The following is a 17,599-nucleotide window of genomic DNA, read 5'->3' on the forward strand; positions in this document are numbered from 1 at the left end:
CAAGCCCCGGCGAGGCGGTTGCGGCGATGCTGCCTGGCATGCGTTTCGACACGAAGATCGGCATTGTGGTGCGTGCGGACCTCGCCGTCTGGCAGAAGCTCAACGTCACCGCGTTCCTGGCCAGCGGTGTGGCGGGCGGCGGGCCCGAGGTGATGGGCGAACCGTACGTCGACGGGTCAGGCAACCGTTATCTGGCGATGTTCCGACAGCCCGTCCTGGTCTACGCCGCGGACGAACCCGGCCTCGCCGCGGCGCACGCCCGCGCGCTGGCACGCGGGCTGGAGGTGGCCCTGTACACGGAGGAACTGTTCAAGACCGACCACGACGAGGACAACCGGGCCGCGGTGCGCGCCGTGCCCTCCGACAGGCTTCGCCTGGTCGGGCTCGCGGTGCACGGGCCGCGCAACGGGGTCGACAAGGTGCTCAAGGGGCTCGCCCTGCACCCCTGAGCCAAGGCGGAGCCTCCGTCCACACCGCGAGCCCTCGCGGTGTGGACGGCACGGCCACGCGGATCCGGTCCACGGTCCGCCGCCGCGCGGCTCACCCGGTCAGGGCCTGGTGATCTGTGTGGGAGGTTTCCCCTCGGGCTTGGGAACACGGACGGTCTCGGAAGGCTTCTCCCCCATGTTGCGCGCGGTCAGGGTCGGATAGCAGTCGTAATAGCAGTAATAGCTGTCGCAGTAGCGTAGAAAGCAGATCCAGCGATCGTCACCCGTGTCCGAGCAGACCGCCGCCGGTGTGACCTGGGGCGACACGGCGGGCGACCCGGCGTGGGCGGCGGTCATGGGAAGCAGGCCGAACAGGCCGGTGCCGGCCAGAACCGCCCCTGCCAGGCCGATACCGGCACTGCGGATCAAGGTATTCATGACTCTCCCCGGTTACCTATGGAACACAACGCCACCAAAGGTAGTCAAATAAATACACAGAGTCACGTAGCCGCTCACCCTCGTGTCGGGACGCCCTTGAGACCGCAGGCCACATACGGGCGGTCACGACTCGGCTCCCTGGGGGACCTGCGCCGAGCGCCGGGCGATGGAGCGCACGATCTCCCCGGTGCGGACGGCGGTCATGGACAGCAGCGAGGAGGCGATCCCGTGGGTGCCCTCGGTCGCCCCCTGGAGGTAGACACCCCAGGTCCACCCGGGAGCGGTGGCGACCCGGTAGTCGCGCTCCACTCTCAGTTCGCCCTTCTCCCCCGTGAGGCAGTGCTCGCCCGCCTCGCCGAGCAGGTCTCGCGGGTCGCGCTCGCGGTAGCCGGTGGCGCAGACGACCGCGTCGGCCTCGATCGCGCTCACCTCGCCCGTGGGCAGGAAGCACACCCGGACGCGGGCGGTGTCGCCGTCGTCGTGCACACCGAGCAGGCGGGAGGCGTTCAGCATGCGCAGCCGCTGGACCCCGGCGACCTTCTCGGCGTAGGAGCGCCGGTAGAGCTCGTCGATGAGATCGAGGTCCACCACCGAGTAGTTGGTGTTGCGGGAGTAGGCGAGCAGCATGTGCTTCACCTCCTCGGGCGCGGTGAAGAAGTGGTCGACGGCCTGCGGGTCGAAGATGCGGTTGGCGAAGGGGCTGTCGTCGGCCGGCGAGTAGCCGTACCGGGTGAAGACCGCGCAGACCTCCGCCGACGGGTAGGTCCGGTGCAGGTGCTCGACGGCCTCGGCCGCGCTCTGCCCGGCACCGACCACGACAAACCGTGTGGGCTCGCGCCCGCCGAGGGTTTCGAGCCGGGTCAGCAGTTCCTCGGTGTGCCAGATCCGCTCGCCCTGCCGTACCCCTTCGGGGAGTACGGGGTCGAGTCCGACCGCGATCACGAGGTTGCGGGCCAGGCAGGTGTGCAGCTCGTCGCCGTGTTGCACGACGACCTCAAGGGTGTCGTCGTCGTGCGGACGCACCGCGACGACCTCGGAGTCGTAGCGCACCAGGCCGGCGAAGGAGGCCGCGGTCCACTCCAGGTAGTCGTGGAACTCCAGCCGGGTGGGGAACATGGTCTTGTGGTTGATGAAGTCGACCAGTCTCCCCTTCTCCTGGAGATAGGACAGAAAGGAGTGGGGGCTGGCGGGGTTGCGCAGGGTGACCAGGTCCTTGAGGAAGTGGACCTGCATCGTGGCGCCCTCGATGAGCATGTCGCGGTGCCAGCCGAACCTCGGCTGCCTCTCGAAGAAGACCGCGTTCACGCCGGAGCCGTACTCCTCCTCCAGGGCCACCGCGAGCGCGAGGTTGGAAGGGCCGAAACCGATGCCCACGACGTCATAGACCGGGCTCGACATGTTCGCCTCTCACGTGCTGAAGGGGTGGTCCCCCGCGGCCGGGACGGCGGCGGGGGCGGTGTGGAACGGGGGTGTTTCAGGCGGCGTCCGCGGCCTTGGCCGCCTTGGCGAGCTGGGGCACGACCTGGTCGATCACGTAGGGGACCGCGAGCGGCGTCGGTGTGCGCAGCGGCCAGAACGCCTTGAGGTCCAGCGGCACGTACGAGCCGCGCCTGACCACGTCGAGGCCGGCGAACAGCTTGCCGGCCTCGATCTTCCGCTGCGTGGCGGCGTCGTCGTTGTAGTGGCTGAGCAGCAGGTCGACGTCGAGGACCTTCACCTTCTCCATGCTCAGCTCGGCCGCGAAGCCCTCTCCGGGAAGCGCCTTGATCTCTTCGGGCAGCGCGAGCCCGAACTGGCCCAGCAGCTTGACGCTGATGTCGGTGTCGGACTTCATCACGCCGATGTTCCCCGAAGGGAAGACGCTGGTCAGCGCGAACTTCTTACCGGCCAGCTCGGGGTGGGCGGTCTTCACCGAGGCGATCTTCGCCTCGACGTCGGCGACGAGCCTCTCCCCCTCGTCCGTCCTGCCGACCGCCTTGGCGACCTGGCGGGCCACCGTCTGCCAGGAGTCCTCCGCGGGACCGGTCTCGTAGGCGGTGGTCGGCGCGAGCCGGGAGAGATTGGCGTACTCCTTGTCGATGTAGTAGTCGCCGCCCGCGAGGATCAGGTCGGGTTCGAGCGCGGCGATCTGCTCCAGCGAGAAGCCCGCCTCCCCGGCCTTCAGCAGCGTCGGCGCGGTGCCGGAGAGCTTCGGGGCGCTCCAGGGGGTGAGCCCGTCGTCCTGGATACCGGTGAGCTCCGCCATGGCGACGGGCTGCACGCCCAGGGCGAGCAGGGTGTCCTGGTCGGCCTCGCCGAGGGCGACGATGCGCTGGGGGGCGGATTCGATCGTGGTGGTTCCGAGTTTGTGCGTGATGGTGACCGGGAATCCGGGGGCGGCCTGGGCCGCGGGGGCGTTCGCGGCGGGCTGTCCGGCTCCGCCGCTCTCACCGGCGCACGCGCCCACCAGGCCGAGGCCGAGCAGCAGCGTTCCGGTCGCGGCCAGGCGGCGCATCGTGTCGCGCATGGGTATGGGTGTCCTTCCGAGGCCCGAGAGGGCACTAAGAGTTAGGTTAGCCTCGCCTAAGTTAACAAGCTTTGGCGATTGGGGGAAGCGCCTCATTCCAGGTGATTCAGGAGTTCCGCGACGGTCTGGGCCGTCATGAGCGTCGCGACCTTCACTCCGCCGCATCCCGGCTCCCGCCGGATGCGGCGCACCAACCCCATGACGAGCAGCGAGTGCCCGCCCAGGTCGAAGAAGTTGTCGTGCGGGCCGACCGCGTCCACCTCCAGGACCTCGGCGAACGCCCTGCACAGCATCGCCTCGCGGTCGTTGTCGCGCCGAGTCGCGCCACCGCCACCGTCGCCGTCGGCGCCGCCGTGTCCGTGGCCGGTGACCGTACGGGCCGTGAGCGTCACGGGCAGGTCGCTCAGACGCGTCCCGGGGTCGGCCGCGACGGTCTCCAGCACGCCGACGAGCGCCTCGATCATCGTGTCGATCGTGGCCCGGTCGAACAGGTCGGCCGAGTAGTCGACGACCAGATGGAGCCCCTCCCCCCTCTCCCGGAAGATGAAGTCGAGGTCGAACTTCGCCGCGGGCGGGCTGAAGAGCGCCTCCCGCTGCCGCAGCCCGGGAAAGCGCACGTCGCCCATCGACTGGTTCTCATAGCCGACCATCACCTGGAACAGCGGGTTGCGGCCGGGGACCCGAGGTGGCCGCAGGGCCTCGACGAGCACCTCGAACGGCAGGTCCTGGTTGGCGAGCCCGGCCAGGTCGGTGTCACGGACCCGGGCGAGCAGTTCGGCGAAGGAGGGGTCCCCCGAGGTGTCGGCGCGCAGTACGAGCGTGTTGACGAAGAAGCCGACCAAATCACCGGCCGCCTCGTCGGTACGACCCGCGACCGGGCTGCCCAGCGGGATGTCCTCCCCCGCTCCCGTGCGGTGCAACAGCGCGGCGACCGCGCTCTGGCAGACCATGAACATGCTCACCTGGGCATCGCGCGCCAGCTCGCGGAGCCGCCCGACCAGCGGAGGCGGCAGCCGCCTGGTCGTGGACCCGCCGCGCTGGCCGACGGTGGCGGGCCTGGGCCGGTCCACCGGCAGCGGGATCTCCTCCGGCATGCCCGCCAGGGCCCCGGTCCAGTAGGCGAGCTGGCGGGCGTGCGGGCTGCCCGGGTCGGCGGGGTCACCGAGCAGCTCACGCTGCCAGAGCGTGTAGTCGGCGTACTGCACGGCGGGCGGCTTCCACCCCGGCGTGCCGTCCGGCCCCTCGTCCGGCGCCCTTCCCTCCAGCCTCGCGGCGTAGGCGCGCGCCACATCCCTGGCGAACGGCCCGAACGACCACTCGTCGAACGCGATGTGATGGAAGACGGCGAGCAGTAGGTGCTCCTCCTCCCCGTCCGATTCCGCGGTTCCCCCGAACACCTCGGCCCTCGTGAGCTCTTCGGTTTCCGTGAACTCAGCGGACCTCGCGGCCTCCACAGCCTCCACGGCCTCGGCGGACCTCGCGGACCTCGCGGGAATGAGCGCGACTCGCAACGGGATCTCGGTGGCGAGGTCGAACGGCCGCGCGATCACCTCCTCGGGCGAGCAGGTGGTGATCTCCAAGACGGGACGCGCGGCCTCCGGCGGCAGGATCCGCTGGTAGGGCACCCCCTCGTGCTCGGCGAAGACGGTACGCAGGCTCTCGTGCCGCGCCGTCACGTCGCCGATCGCGGCACGCAGCGCGTCCACGTCCAGCTCGCCGCTCAGGTGCACGGCCAGCGGCAGGTGGTACGCCTCGCGCGGCCCGTCGTCCTCGCGCAGGATCTGGTCGAGCAGCCAGAGCCTGCGCTGCGCGTACGACAGCGGGACGCGCTCCGGCCGTTTTCCCGGCACCAGCGGGGGCCTGAGCGTGACACCGGCCCTGTCGTGCAGCCGGGTGGTCAGCTCGGCGACGTTCGGCGCCTCGAACAGGTCACGGATCGCGAGCTCGGCGCGCAGCACCGCGCGGACCCTGCCGACGAGCCGGGTCGCCAGCAGCGAGTGCCCGCCCAGGTCGAAGAAGTCGTCGTCCACGCCGACGCCGGGGACGTCGAGCACCTCGCCGAACAGGGTGCACAGCAGGTGTTCCACGGCGGTCCTGGCCGCGCGGCCCGACCCGCGCGGCCCCTGCCGGTCGGGGGCGGGCAGCGCCCGCCGGTCCAGCTTGCCGTTGACGGTGAGCGGCAGCGCGTCCAGCGTGACGACCGCGCTCGGCACCATGTAGCCGGGCAGCCGCCTCCTGAGTCCTTCGCGCACTCGCGCGGCGAGCGCCCCGTGGTCGCGGGCCGCCGCCGGGTTGTTCGCGTAGGACGCGGGCCCGCGCTCCGGGTCCGCGGGGAGAAAGGCGGCCCCTCCGCCGAAGACGGCGTCGTAGTGGCCGATCTCGTCCGACGGGGTGGTCACCACACCGGCATCGAGCGCGTACATCAGTTCGGGCTCGATCCCTCTCGGGGGGTCCTGGAGCAGCTCGCGCGCCTCCCGGTGCGGGGCGCCGCCCTCCAGCGCGCGCAGCGCGGCGAGTTCGGCCGAAAGCCTGGGGTCGGGGATGGCACGCACCCGCAGCGGCCCGGAGCGAGCGGCGAGGCGGGCCGTCAGGTCCTCCATCCCCGCCCAGTCCACGACCGTGGTCCCCGCGGGCGATGCGGGCGACGCGACCGGACGCGCACCGGTCCGCGGGTCGAGCGGTGCGCCGGTCCGCGCGGCGAAGTTCACGGCAAGGTTCACGGCAAGGTTCGCGGTGGGGTTCGCGGTGGGGTTCGCGGCGGGTGACTTCCAGAGGGTCACGTCGTAGCGGTGCCTGCTGAGCTCGTTGTGGTGGACGCCCCGCTTGGTGCGGATCTCCACCCGCGTGGCCAGGCCGAGGGCGGTGAAGAACGCGGGGTCGAGCAGGAGCTCCTTCTCCATCCGCACGGCCCGGTCGATCGCCGCCGTACCGACACCGGAACCGTCGTCGTCGCCCCGGCCGAGCCGGATCGCCGCGTGCAGGCAGCGCACCGACCGCAGGTCACGCACGTCGCCCACGAACAACGCGCCACCGGGGGCGAGCAGGTCCATCGCGGCGGCGATCACGTCGGCGAGGTATCCGGCGCTCGGGAAGTACTGGACCACGGAGTTGACGACGATCGTGTCGAAGTGGCCCGCGGGCAGGCCGGTGGTGTCGTGCGCGGCCTGGCAGCTCAGGCGTACCGGCGAGCCGGGGCCGAGGTCGGCCCGGAGCTTGGCGATGACGGGCGCCGCGAAGTCGGTGCCCCAGTACTCGTCGCAGCCGGGGGCGAGCCGCGACAGCAGCAGGCCGGTGCCGACGCCGATCTCCAGCACCCGCCGAGGGCCGAGGGCCTCGACACGGGCCACGGTGGTGTCACGCCACTCGCGCATGTGCTCCAGCGGGATCGGTGACCCGTCGTAGCTGCTGTCCCAGCCCGCGAAGTCCTCGGTGTGGACGGCGGTGCCGATCTCGGTGTACTCGGCGTCGTAGATCTGCCGCCACTCGGCCAGGTGCTCGCGCTCGGCGTCGGGCCGCGCGGCTCCGTCGGGCACCACGTAGCCGATGAGGCGCTTCACGCCGGGCACCTCGGTACCGACAGCGACAACGGCGGCCTGCCCCACACCCGGCTCGGCGGCGAGCGCGGTCTCGACCTCCTCCAGCTCGACCCGGTAACCGCGGATCTTCACCTGCTCGTCGGTACGGCCGAGGAAGTCGATGTTGCCGTCCCGGCGCACCCGTACGAGGTCTCCGGTGCGATACATCCGGCCGCCGCCGAACGGGTCGGCGACGAACCGCTCGGCGGTCAGGCCCGGCCGGTCGAGGTAGCCCCTGGCCAGACCCGCCCCGGAGATGTAGAGCTCTCCCGGCGTGCCGGGCGGTACCGGGCGCAGCCAGCCGTCGAGCACGTAGCCCCGGGTGTTCCAGATCGGCCTGCCGACCGTGGGGGTGGCGCTGTCCTCGGTCCCGCCGCCCAGCGTGTTGATGGTGTACTCGGTCGGGCCGTAGAGGTTGTAGCCCAGCACCCCCTCGGCCTCCGCGAGCCGGTCCCACACGGCGGCCGGGACGGCCTCGCCGCCCAGCAGCACGAGCGGCGGGCGGTGCTCGCCGTCCAGCAGCCCCTCCTCCAGGAGCTGCTGGGCGTAGGTCGGCGTCACGTTGACGACGTCGACGCGGTGACGCCGCAGGTATTCGGTGAGCGCCTCGGCGTCGCGCCGCAGCTCCTCGTCGCAGACGTGCACCTCGTGGCCCTCGATGAGCCAGAGGAGTTCCTCCCACGACATGTCGAAGGAGAACGACACGGTGTGCGCGATCCGCAGCCGCCGTCCGGCCGAGGCCACCACCGGGTCGAAGATGTTGGCCCGGTGGTTGAACTGCATGTTGGTCAGACCTCGGTAGGGGGTGACCACCCCCTTGGGACGTCCGGTCGACCCCGAGGTGTAGATCACATATGCCGGGTGCTCCAGCCGTCCCGGCGCGTCCCTGCCGAAGCCGGGCAGTTCCTCGTCCGTCAGCCCGGTGCCGGGCAGGCCCGCCAGCGTCTCCCGTACGGCGGGGTCGTCGAGCGGGATCGAGGCGCCGGGGTTCGCCAGCCCGGCGGCGATGTCGCGGTGCGAGACCAGGCAGACGGGGGCGGCGTCGGCCAGCATGAAGTCGAGCCGCTCGGCCGGGTAGTCCAACTCCAGGGGAAGGTAGGCGGCGCCCGTCTTGAGCACCGCGAACAGCGCGACGACCATCTCGGCGGAGCGGGGCAGGGCGAGGGCGACCACCCGTTCCGGGCCCGCGCCGTGCGCCTTCAGCAGCCGGGCGAGGCGGTTGGCGGCGGCGTCCAGCTCGGCGTAGGTGAGTCGCGTGTCCGGCTGGGAGACCAGGGCGAGCTCGTCCGGGGTGCGCGTGGCCTGCTCGGCGAGGAGTTCGGCGATGGTGAGGTCGGGGACGGACCGTTCGGCCTCGGCCCAGTCGCGGCGCAGCCGGTCGTGCTCGTCGGGCAGGAGCGGGTCGAGCCGGTGGCAGGGGGTGTCGGGTTCGGCGGCGACGGTCTCCAGGAGGCGTACGTACCGGTCGGTGAGACGCCTCGCCTCGGTCTCGGTGAAGGCGTCGCCCCGATACATGACCCGCAGGCCGGCGCCGGGCTCGACGACCATGGTGAGCGGGTAGTGGGTCGCGTCGCGCACCTGACGGCCGGTTACCCGCACGTCGCCGCCGGGGCCGAAGCCGCGTCCGGTGGGCATGCCGGGGAAGTTCTGGAACACGAAGAGGGTGTCGAAGAGGGTCCCGAGGCCCGCCACCCGCTGCACGTCGGCGAGCGCGACGTAGGAATGGTCGAACAGCTCCGAGGTGAACGTCTGCACCCGTTCCAGGACGGTGCGCAGCGGATCGGCCGCCGAGGCGCGCATCCGGACCGGGACGGTGTTGAACAGCAGGCCGACGACGGACTCGACGCCGTCGACGTCGGGGTGGCGGCCGGACACCGAGACGCCGAAGACCACGTCGTCGCGGCCGGTGAGCGCGGTCAGGAGCAGCCCCCAGGCGCTCTCGTACAGGGTGCCGAGGGTGAGGCCGGACTCGCGGGCGCGGGCGTCGAGCCGGGCGGCGAGGCCGTCGGGAAGCGCACGGTGGATCTCCCCCGCGGTGGTGAGGTCGGCGGGCCGGTCGATCAGGTCCGGCCGCAGCAGGGTCGGCTCGTCGAGCCCTTCGAGGGCACGGCCCCACGTCTTGATCGTGGCCTGCCGGTCCTGCCCGTTCACCCAGTCGAGGTAGGCGTGGAAGGGGGTCACGGGCCGGGCGCGCTCGGCGCCGGCGTCGGTGTAGAACTCCAGCAGCGAGGTGACGAGCAGGCCGCCCGACCAGCCGTCCAGCAGGATCAGCTCGGAGGTGAGCACCAGCCGGAAGTCGTCCTCGCCCACCCTGGCCAGCGCGAAGCGGATCAGCGGCGGCTCGCCGGGGACGAACGGCCGGGCGCGCTGGGCCTCGACGAACTCCTCCAGCGCCCGCTGGTCACCGGTCTCGGCGTAGGTCCAGTCGACCTCGAAGCGTTCGGGGACGAACTGCACGCTGCGGCCGCCGTCGGTGCGGAATCCGGCCCGCAGGTTGGGGAACTTCAGCAGCACCTCGCGCGCGGCTCCGGCCAGCCGGTCGGGATCGACCGGCCCCGCCAGGGTCACCACGGCCTGCTGGACGTAGATGTCGCGGTCCCCACCGGCCAGCATCAGGTGGAAGAGCAGTCCTTCCTGCAAAGGCGAGAGCGGCAGCTCGGCCCGCGCCCGCACCGGACCGTCCGCCACGACCTCGGCGGGCGGTCGGGAAAGGTCCGCGACCTTGGCCAGGGCCTCGACGGTACGCAGCCGGAAGACGTCACGGACGGCGAAGGGGAACCCGGCCCGGCGGGCACGTCCCACCAGCAGGGCCGCGCTGATGCTGTCGCCACCGGTGCGGAAGAAGTCGTCGTCGGCGTTGACGCCGTCCCGCCCGAGGGTCTCGGCGACGAGCCGGGCGACGGCGCGCTCGGTGCCGGTTCGCGGCGCCCTGCCCTCGCGGACGGCGGGCTCGGGCAGCGCGCGGCGGTCGAGCTTGCCGTTGGGAGTGCGCGGCAGCCGGTCGAGGCCGACGAGCACGGCGGGGACGAGGTGATCCGGCAGGATCTCTTCGAGCCGGAGCCGCAGCGCGTCGAGGTCGGGTTCGGAACCGGGGTCACCCACGACGTAGCCGACGAGGCGCGGCCCCGAGCGGGCCGCCACGGCCGCCTGGCGCACGCCGGGCTGTGCGGCGAGCACCGCCTCGACCTCTCCCGGTTCGACGCGGAAGCCTCGGATCTTGACCTGGTCGTCGGCCCGGCCCAGGAAGTCCAGGCCGCCGTCGCGGCGGCGGCGCACCCGGTCGCCGGTGCGGTAGAGCCGCGATCCCGGCGGGCCGAAGGGGCTGGCCACGAACCGCTCGGCGGTGCGGGCCGGGTCCTTGAGATACCCGCGCGCCAGGCCGTCCCCGGCGAGGTAGAGCTCACCGACCGCGACCTCGCGGAGCCCGGCGTCCAGGACGTACGCCACGGTGTTGGCGATCGGGACCAGTCCGCCGCCGCCCTCGGCGATCAGGCTGTCCCCGGCCGCCTCCGAGCAGCCGTACAGGTTGACCAGCCGGGCGGGGACCCGCCGGGCCAGGGTGGCGGGCAGCGCCTCGCCGCTGCTCACCCAGGTGGTCACCGAGCCGAGCCTCCCGCTCGGCGCGCTCTTCCCGGGCTCCCGATACTCCCGAGGCTCCTCGGCTTCTCCGACTTCCCCGTTGCGCGCGCTCTCCCCGGGCTCACCGTTTTCTCCGGGCCGTTCGTCGCGTGCGGCCTCCCCCGTCTTCTCCCTCTCCTCGTTCTCCATGAGCGCGGCCAGCAGGCTCGGCACGACCGTCACCAGGTTCACACCGTGGCGGTGGATCAGCTCGGCGAGGGCGACCGCGTCGGTGGCGGTGTCGTCGTCCGCGACGACGACGGTGTCGCCGGCGACGAGGCCGCCGAGCAGCTCGGTGCTGCCGTCGATGAAGGCCGGTGAGCTCTTGGCGACCCGCACGCCGACGGTGGCGAGGTCCGCACCCCAGGCGAGCCGGTTGGCCAGGGCCCGCTGGGTGCCGACGACGGCCTTCGGGGTCCCGGTGGACCCCGAGGTGAAGATCACGTACGCGGGGTGGTCGGGGAGGATCGGAGTCCTCGCGCGAGGCGGGGCGTCCGATGGTGGCTCGTCCACGCCGAGGACGAGCAGGGGCCCGGCGGTGTCGAGCATCAGGTCGATCCTGGAGCGCGGGTAGGTCGTGTCGATCGGCAGGTAGGCCGCGCCGGTCTTGAGCACGGCGAGCAGGGCGACGACGAACTCGGCCGAGCGGGGCAGCGCGATCGCGACGATCTCCTCGGGACCCGCCCCCGCCGCGGCGAGCCGGTCGGCGAGGGCCTCGGCGCGCTCGTCGAGCTCGGCGTAGCTGAGCGTGATCCCGCCGTCGCCACAGACATCACTGCGGACGTCACCGCAGACGACGGCGGTGGCGTGCGGGGTGCGCGCCACCTGCGCCTCGATCCGCTGGGCGACGGTGAGCGGGGCGAACTCGTCCACGGGGCCGGGTCCCGCGAGTGGCCCGAGCGGGGCGCGGAGCGACGACAGGCGCCGCGCCGGATCCTCGGTGACTCGGTCGAGCAGTTCGCCGAGGTCGGCGATCATGCCGGTGACGGTCTCGGCGTCGAAGAGGTCCGTGGCGTAGGCGACGAACCCCTCGATCAGTTCTTCGCCCTCGGCGAAGTAGACGTCCAGGTCGAACTTGACGCCGCCGGTCTCGGGAAGGAACGGTTCCGCGCGCACGCCGGGCAGCCGCAGCCGGACGTCCTCCAGCCGCTGATGGACGATCATCACCTGGAACAGCGGGCTGCGGGCGAGCGAGCGTTCGGGGGCGAGCCGCTCCACCACCTGCTCGAACGGCACGTCCGCGTTGGAGAACGCGGCCAGGTCGGTGCGGCGGACCCGCTCCAGGAGTTCGGTGAAGGTGGGGTCGCCGGTCAGGTCGGTGCGCAGCACGACGAGGTTGACGAACACGCCGACCAGGTCCGCGAGGTCCGCGTCGGTACGGCCCGCGACGGGCGAGCCGAGCGCCACGTCGTCGCCCGCTCCGGCCCGGTGCAGGAGCGCGGCGACGGCGGCGTGCAGGACCATGAAGACGCTGGTGCCGGTCTCCAGGGCGAGCCGTCGCGCCCCGGCCGAAGGCAGCCGGAACGGTACCAGCCCGCCCCGGTGGCTCGCCTCGGCGGGGCGGGGCCGGTCGGCAGGTGGCGTGCTCTCCTCGGGCAGCCCGCGCAGTGTCCGTTCCCAGAAGTCGAGCCGGTCCGCGGGAGCCGGGGACTCGTTCCGCCAGACGGCGTAGTCGGCGTACCGCACGGGCAGCGGCGCCCAGTCGGGCGCGGTGCCCGTCCTGCGGGCGGCGTAGGCGCGTGACAGGTCGGCGAGCAGCGGGGTGAACGACCACTCGTCGGCGGCGGCGTGGTGCTGGAGTATCACCAGCACGGACTCCTCGGCACCGACCCGCAGCAGGGTGGCCCGGATGGGCAGGTCGGTCCCGAGGTCGAAGACGTGCGAGGCGGCCCTCGTCTCGGCCGCGCGCACCCGTTCCTCCGGCCGGCCGCGCGCGTCCACCACGTCGAAGGCGACCTCGAAGGTGTCGAGGACGCGCTGGACCGGCAGCCCGTCGGGGCCCTCCTCCAGCAGGGTGCGCAGCGCCTCGTGCCGGGTGACGACGTCGGCGAACGCGGCGCGCAGCGCGTCGACGTCGACCGGCCCGTACAGGCGCAGGCCCAGCGGCAGCGCGTCGGCGGCCGAGGGGCCGCGCAGGCGTTCCTCGAACCAGAAGCCGCGCTGGGCGGGAGAGGCGGGCACGATCTCGGGCCTGCTCACGTCGCGGACCCTCGGCCGGGTCCCCCGTACCAGCCTGGGCGCGAGCGTGGCGACCGTGGGCGCCTCGAAGACGTCGGCGATGGTGAGCTCGGCGTCGAGCGCGGCGCGCACCCGCCCGGCGAGGCGGGTGGCCAGCAGGGAGTGGCCGCCCAGGGCGAAGAAGTCGTCGTCGATGCCCACGGTGCGCAGGCCGAGGGTCTCGGCGAAGACCGCGCACAGCGCCGCCTCTCGGTCGTCGCGCGGACCTCGGCTCGACACCCGCGCCTCGGGCGCGGGCAGCGCGGCCCGGTCGAGCTTGCCGTTGACGGTACGAGGCAGTGCCTCAAGCCGGACGATCGCCGAGGGAAGCATGTACTCGGGCAGCGTCTCGGCCGCCGTCGCCCGAAGGTCCGCCTCCTCGAGGTCATCGAGGTCTCCGTCCGGCACCACGTACGCGACGAGCCGCTTCTCGCCGGGCGCGTCCTCGCGGACCACGACGGCGGCCTGGACGACGCCGGGGTGGGCGGCGAGCACGGCCTGCACCTCGGCGGGCTCGATGCGGAACCCGCGGATCTTCACCTGGTCGTCGGTGCGTCCCAGGTATTCCAGCGATCCGTCGCGGCACCGGCGTGCCAGGTCGCCGGTGCGGTACATGCGCTCGCCCGGCGGGCCGAAGGGGTCGGCGAGGAAGCGTTCCGCGGTGAGGTCCGGCCTGCCCGCGTAGCCGCGCGCCAGCTGCGTCCCGGCGAGGTAGAGCTCGCCGGGGACACCGATCGGGGCGGGGCGCAGCGCGGCGTCCAGGACGTAGGCGCGGGTGTTGGGGAACGGCCTGCCGATCCCCGAGGACGGCAGCTCGGCGGAGGTCGCCCAGATCGTCGCCTCGGTCGGCCCGTACACGTTGACGGCCGACGCCGCCACCGCGCGGAGGGTGCCGGCGAGCGCCGCCGGAAGGGCCTCACCGCCGACGAGCACCCGCAGCCCGCGCAGCGCGGCCGGGTCCAGCGAGCCCAGCAGTGACGGGGTGCCCTGGACGATCGTCGCCCCGGTGAGCAGCGCGCCCAGCGCCGCCGGGTCACGCACGCTCTCGCGACCGGCGAGCACGACGGTCGCGCCGCTGATCAGCGGCACGTACAGCTCCAGCGCGGCGATGTCGAACGCGATCGTGGTCACCGCGACCAGCCGGTCGGCGGCGTCCAGGGCGAGACGCTCCCTCATGGTGAGCAGGAACGCGGTGAGCGCGGTGTGCGGGACGGCCACGCCCTTGGGCCGGCCGGTCGAACCCGAGGTGTAGATGACGTACGCCAGGTCGCCGCCTCGGACCGGATACGGCTCCTGGCCTGCGGTCGGCTCGGAGGATGTTCCGGGGGGCGCGTCGGGGAACGTGTCGTCCGGTGTCGGCGCCTCGGCGCGGGGGGCGGCGAGCACCGGGGGGACATGGGCGGGGCCGAGCGCGCCGCCCGGCGTCAGAGTCTCGGTTGTCAGCGTCTGGGGTGTCAGCGTCTCGGTTCCCCGTGGGATGAGGGCGGCCGTCTCCGGGGTCGCGATCGCGCAGAGCGGGGCGGCGTCCCGGATCATGTAGGCGATCCGGTCGGCCGGGTGGTCCAGGTCCAGCGGCAGGTAGGCGGCGCCGGACTTCAGCACGGCGAGCAGCGCGACCACCAGGTCGGGGGTGCGGGGCAGGGCCAGGGCGACGACCCGGCCGGGTCCCGCGCTGCGCTCGCGCAGCACCCGGGCGAGGGCCGAGGCCCGCAGGTCCAGCTCGGCGTAGGTGAGCGTGGCCCCGCCAGTGCCCTCGACGGCGACCGCGCCGGGAGTGCGGGCGGCCTGCTCCTCGAACAGGGAGGTCACCGTCGTGTCCTCGACGGGCCGCGCGGTGTCGTTCCACTCCTCCAGCAGGGCCGCCTCGGCCGCACCGAGCAGCTTCAGGTCGGCGATCCGCCGGTCCGGGCGGCTCACCGCGTCGCCGAGCAGCGTCTCCAGATGGCCGAGGAGCGCGTCGATGCGCTCGTCGTCGAACAGCTCGCGACGGAAGGTGGCCTCGACGGTCATCCCCCGGGGCCTGACGAATGCCTCCAGCGACAGGTCGAAGTGGGTGGTGCCGTTGTGGATGTGCGTCCAGCTCGTGGTGACGCCCGGTAGGTCCAGGTCACCGATCTCCTGAGCGAGAAAGAGCAGCATGGTGTCGAAGAACGGCGAGCCGCCGCGCCTGCGGGCGGGCCGCAGCTCCCGCACGATCGTGTCGTAGGGCAGTGTCCGGTGCGCGAACCCCTCGGTGCAGGTGTCGCGGACCCGGCGCAGGACCTCGCGGAAGGTGGGCGCGCCGGACAGGTCGGTGCGCAGCACGAGGGTGTTGCCGAAGTTCCCGGCCAGCCGCTCGATCTCGGTGTGCTCGCGGTTCATCACCGCCGAACCGATCGCGATGTCGGTCGCGCCGGTGTAGCGGTGCAGGAGCACGGCGTGGGCGGCGAGCATCACCATGTACGGGGTGAGGTTCTCCCCGGCGGCCAGTTTCCGCATGCCGTCGGTGACGGTGTCGTCGAAGCGGCGGGCCCTGCGTCCGCCGCGCTCGGAGGCGGTCGCGCCGCGCGGGCGGTCGGCGGGCAGGTCCAGGGGCGCGGGCGGCGGGTCGAGGCGCCGCCGCCAGTAGTCCATCTCCTCGGCCGGGTGCGGGCGGTTCTGCTCCCAGTCGGCGTAGTCGGGATAGTGGACGGTGAGCGTGGGCAGGCCGTCCGGCTCACCGGAGACGGCCGCGCGGTACAGGGCCGACAGGTCCCGTGAGAGCGAACCCCAGGTCATGCCGTCCCAGGCGATGTGGTGCACGACCAGGACCAGGGCGTAATCGTCGATGCCGAGCCTGAGCAGTTCGAGCCGGATCGGCCGCTCTGCGCGCAGGTCGAAGGGGAGCGCCGCGAGCCGCTCGGCGTACGCCTCGGCGTCGTCCTCCACGTGGTCAAGCACCGGCAGGTCGAGGGAGTCGTCGGCGAGGACGCACTGCATCGGCGTACCGTCGTCGTTCTCGTCGTAGACGGTGCGCAGCACGGCGTGCCTGCGCAGGAGCGCGCGCAGCGCCTCGCGGAGCGCCTCGGGGTCGAGCTCGCCCGACATGCGTACCAGCAGGCAGACGTTGTAGGCGGGGCTGGAGGGGAACGTCCGGTGGTGCAGCCACATGCTCTGCTGCGCGTACGACAGCGGGGCGGGGCCGTCACCGGCGCGTGGGGTGATCCGGTCTCTGCCGGGTCCGAGCCCCGCCTCGGTCATCATCCGCCGCATCAGTTCGCGCCGCTGCGCGACGTCCTGCCGCTGTTCCCGCACGCTCAACGTCCTTAGTGGCCGGGGGTCGGGCGCTCTGTCCCGCATCGCGACTTAGGTTAGCCTTGCCTCTTAAATCCACACAAGGTTAGCCTTACCTAAATTGCTGGAAGTTGTCCGGTTTCATAAAGGGGTGGGTTCCTTGTCCTCTGGTGTCCGCACGGATCAGACGCGCACGGAGATAGTCGTCGAGAGCGCGGCCGACCCGTTGCGCCTGGTCACCCACCTGGCCCGGTCCGGGCTGTTCGACCACTACGTCGTGTACGAGCGGCCGGGCCTGTGGACCTTCGCGGGCGGGGTGGCGGGTGAGGTGATCCTCGAACCCGGAGTCGTCCGCAGCCGCTGGCTGGACGCCCCCTCCCCGGCCTCCGCCGGCCCCGGGCACGCGCCGGACCCCCTGGACCCGCTGGACCCGTTGCACGCACTGGACCCGCTCGATCCGGTGGACCGGTTCGACGAGCCGTGGTCGGGCCGACCGGCCGCGGCGCTGGAGGCGGCGCTGCGGACCGCCCCGTGGCCGGTGTGGAACGCCTACGGCTGGATCGCGTTCGAGTTCGCCGCGCTCGCCCCGGCGGGCAGGCTCGCCCACCTGGTCGTGCCGCGCACCGAGGTGCGCGTCGAGGCGGGGCGCGCGCTGGTGGTGAGCGCGGACGCCGAGGAGGCCGAGCGGGTCGCCGAGCTGCTGTCCGGCCAGGTCGTCCCCGGATCGCCGTCGTCGCCGTCGCCGGTCGACGTACGCACCGGCGGCGACCTCTACAGGTCGCGGGTCGCCCAGGCGATCTCCGAGATCGACGCCGGGCTCTACGAGAAGGTCATCGTCTCCCGGCGGCTGCCGATCCCGTTCCCCGTCGACGTCGTCGCGACGTACGCGTGCGGCCGTGCCGCCAACACCCCGGCCCGCTCGTTCCTCCTCGACCTGGAAGGCTTCCAGGCCGCCGGGTTCAGTCCCGAGGTGCTGGCGAGCATCGACGGGCACGGCACGGTGACGACCCAGCCACTCGCCGGCACGCGCGCCTTCGGCCAAGGTGAGAACGTGGACTCGCGGACCCGCCGCGAGCTGGAGAACGACCCCAAGGAGATCTTCGAGCACGCGGTATCCGTACGCGCGTCGCAGGACGAGCTGTACCGGGTGTGCGTGCCCGGCACGGTCCGGGTCACCGGCTTCATGGCGGTGAAGGAACGCGGCAGCGTGCAGCACCTGGGATCAAGTGTCAGCGGTGAGCTGGCGCCCGGCCGCACCGGCTGGGACGCGCTCGACGCGCTGTTTCCCGGCGTGACCGCCTCCGGCATCCCCAAGCCGGCGGCCGTCGACGCGATCGCCAGACTTGAGGAGCCCCGAGGGCTCTACGCCGGAGCCGTCCTCGCTGTCTCACACGACGGGGCGATGGACGCCGCCCTGGTGCTGCGCGCCGTCTACAGCGAGAACGGCCGGGCCTGGCTGCGGGCCGGCGCCGGCATCGTGTCCGGTTCGACGCCGGAACGGGAGTACGAGGAGACCTGCGAGAAGCTCTCCAGCATCGCCCCGTACGTGGTCCCGCGCACCTGAG

At 72.6% G+C, this 17,599-nt stretch carries 6 protein-coding genes; 2 read left to right on the plus strand and 4 right to left on the minus strand.

Annotated features, from left to right (window positions below; translation table 11 throughout):
* The first annotated feature begins 38 nt into the window (after positions 1-38).
* Positions 39-449, plus strand: a complete 411-nt coding sequence (locus tag ACFY3V_RS19645; RefSeq protein WP_389775038.1) for a DUF2000 family protein — start codon at positions 39-41, stop codon at positions 447-449.
* A gap of 99 nt (positions 450-548) precedes the next feature.
* Here ACFY3V_RS19645 and ACFY3V_RS19650 read toward each other — a convergent pair whose 3' ends face one another.
* From ACFY3V_RS19650 to ACFY3V_RS19665, 4 genes are all read right to left on the minus strand, one after another.
* The gene (locus ACFY3V_RS19650; protein ID WP_389775040.1) at positions 549-866 is read right to left on the minus strand and encodes a hypothetical protein; all 318 of its coding nucleotides are present in this window, start codon (positions 864-866) and stop codon (positions 549-551) included.
* A gap of 123 nt (positions 867-989) precedes the next feature.
* Positions 990-2,264 carry a lysine N(6)-hydroxylase/L-ornithine N(5)-oxygenase family protein gene (locus tag ACFY3V_RS19655; protein ID WP_389775043.1) on the minus strand — a complete coding sequence of 425 codons (1,275 nt, stop codon included), beginning with the start codon at positions 2,262-2,264 and terminating at the stop codon, positions 990-992.
* 76 nt (positions 2,265-2,340) lie between these two features.
* On the minus strand, positions 2,341-3,372 hold the full coding sequence (locus tag ACFY3V_RS19660) for an iron-siderophore ABC transporter substrate-binding protein (protein ID WP_389775045.1): 1,032 nt from the start codon (positions 3,370-3,372) through the stop codon (positions 2,341-2,343).
* A 92-nt stretch (positions 3,373-3,464) separates the two neighbouring features.
* Positions 3,465-16,100 carry an amino acid adenylation domain-containing protein gene (locus ACFY3V_RS19665; RefSeq protein WP_389775047.1) on the minus strand — a complete coding sequence of 4,212 codons (12,636 nt, stop codon included), beginning with the start codon at positions 16,098-16,100 and terminating at the stop codon, positions 3,465-3,467.
* A gap of 94 nt (positions 16,101-16,194) precedes the next feature.
* Here ACFY3V_RS19665 and ACFY3V_RS19670 point away from each other — a divergent pair, with 94 nt between their 5' ends.
* Positions 16,195-17,598, plus strand: a complete 1,404-nt coding sequence (locus tag ACFY3V_RS19670; protein ID WP_389775050.1) for a salicylate synthase — start codon at positions 16,195-16,197, stop codon at positions 17,596-17,598.
* Position 17,599 lies beyond the last annotated feature (1 nt).

It is taken from the genome of Streptosporangium sp. NPDC000095, from assembly GCF_042899335.1.
Classification (GTDB): domain Bacteria; phylum Actinomycetota; class Actinomycetes; order Streptosporangiales; family Streptosporangiaceae; genus Streptosporangium.

Excerpts from the sequence above, each read along its gene's own strand:
- ACFY3V_RS19645 (WP_389775038.1), top strand. The coding sequence starts at position 39 with ATGCGTTTCGACACGAAGATCGGCATTGTGGTGCGTGCGGACCTCGCC.
- ACFY3V_RS19665 (WP_389775047.1), bottom strand. The coding sequence starts at position 16,100 with ATGCGGGACAGAGCGCCCGACCCCCGGCCACTAAGGACGTTGAGCGTG.
- ACFY3V_RS19655 (WP_389775043.1), bottom strand. The coding sequence starts at position 2,264 with ATGTCGAGCCCGGTCTATGACGTCGTGGGCATCGGTTTCGGCCCTTCC.
- ACFY3V_RS19650 (WP_389775040.1), bottom strand. The coding sequence starts at position 866 with ATGAATACCTTGATCCGCAGTGCCGGTATCGGCCTGGCAGGGGCGGTT.
- ACFY3V_RS19660 (WP_389775045.1), bottom strand. The coding sequence starts at position 3,372 with ATGCGCGACACGATGCGCCGCCTGGCCGCGACCGGAACGCTGCTGCTC.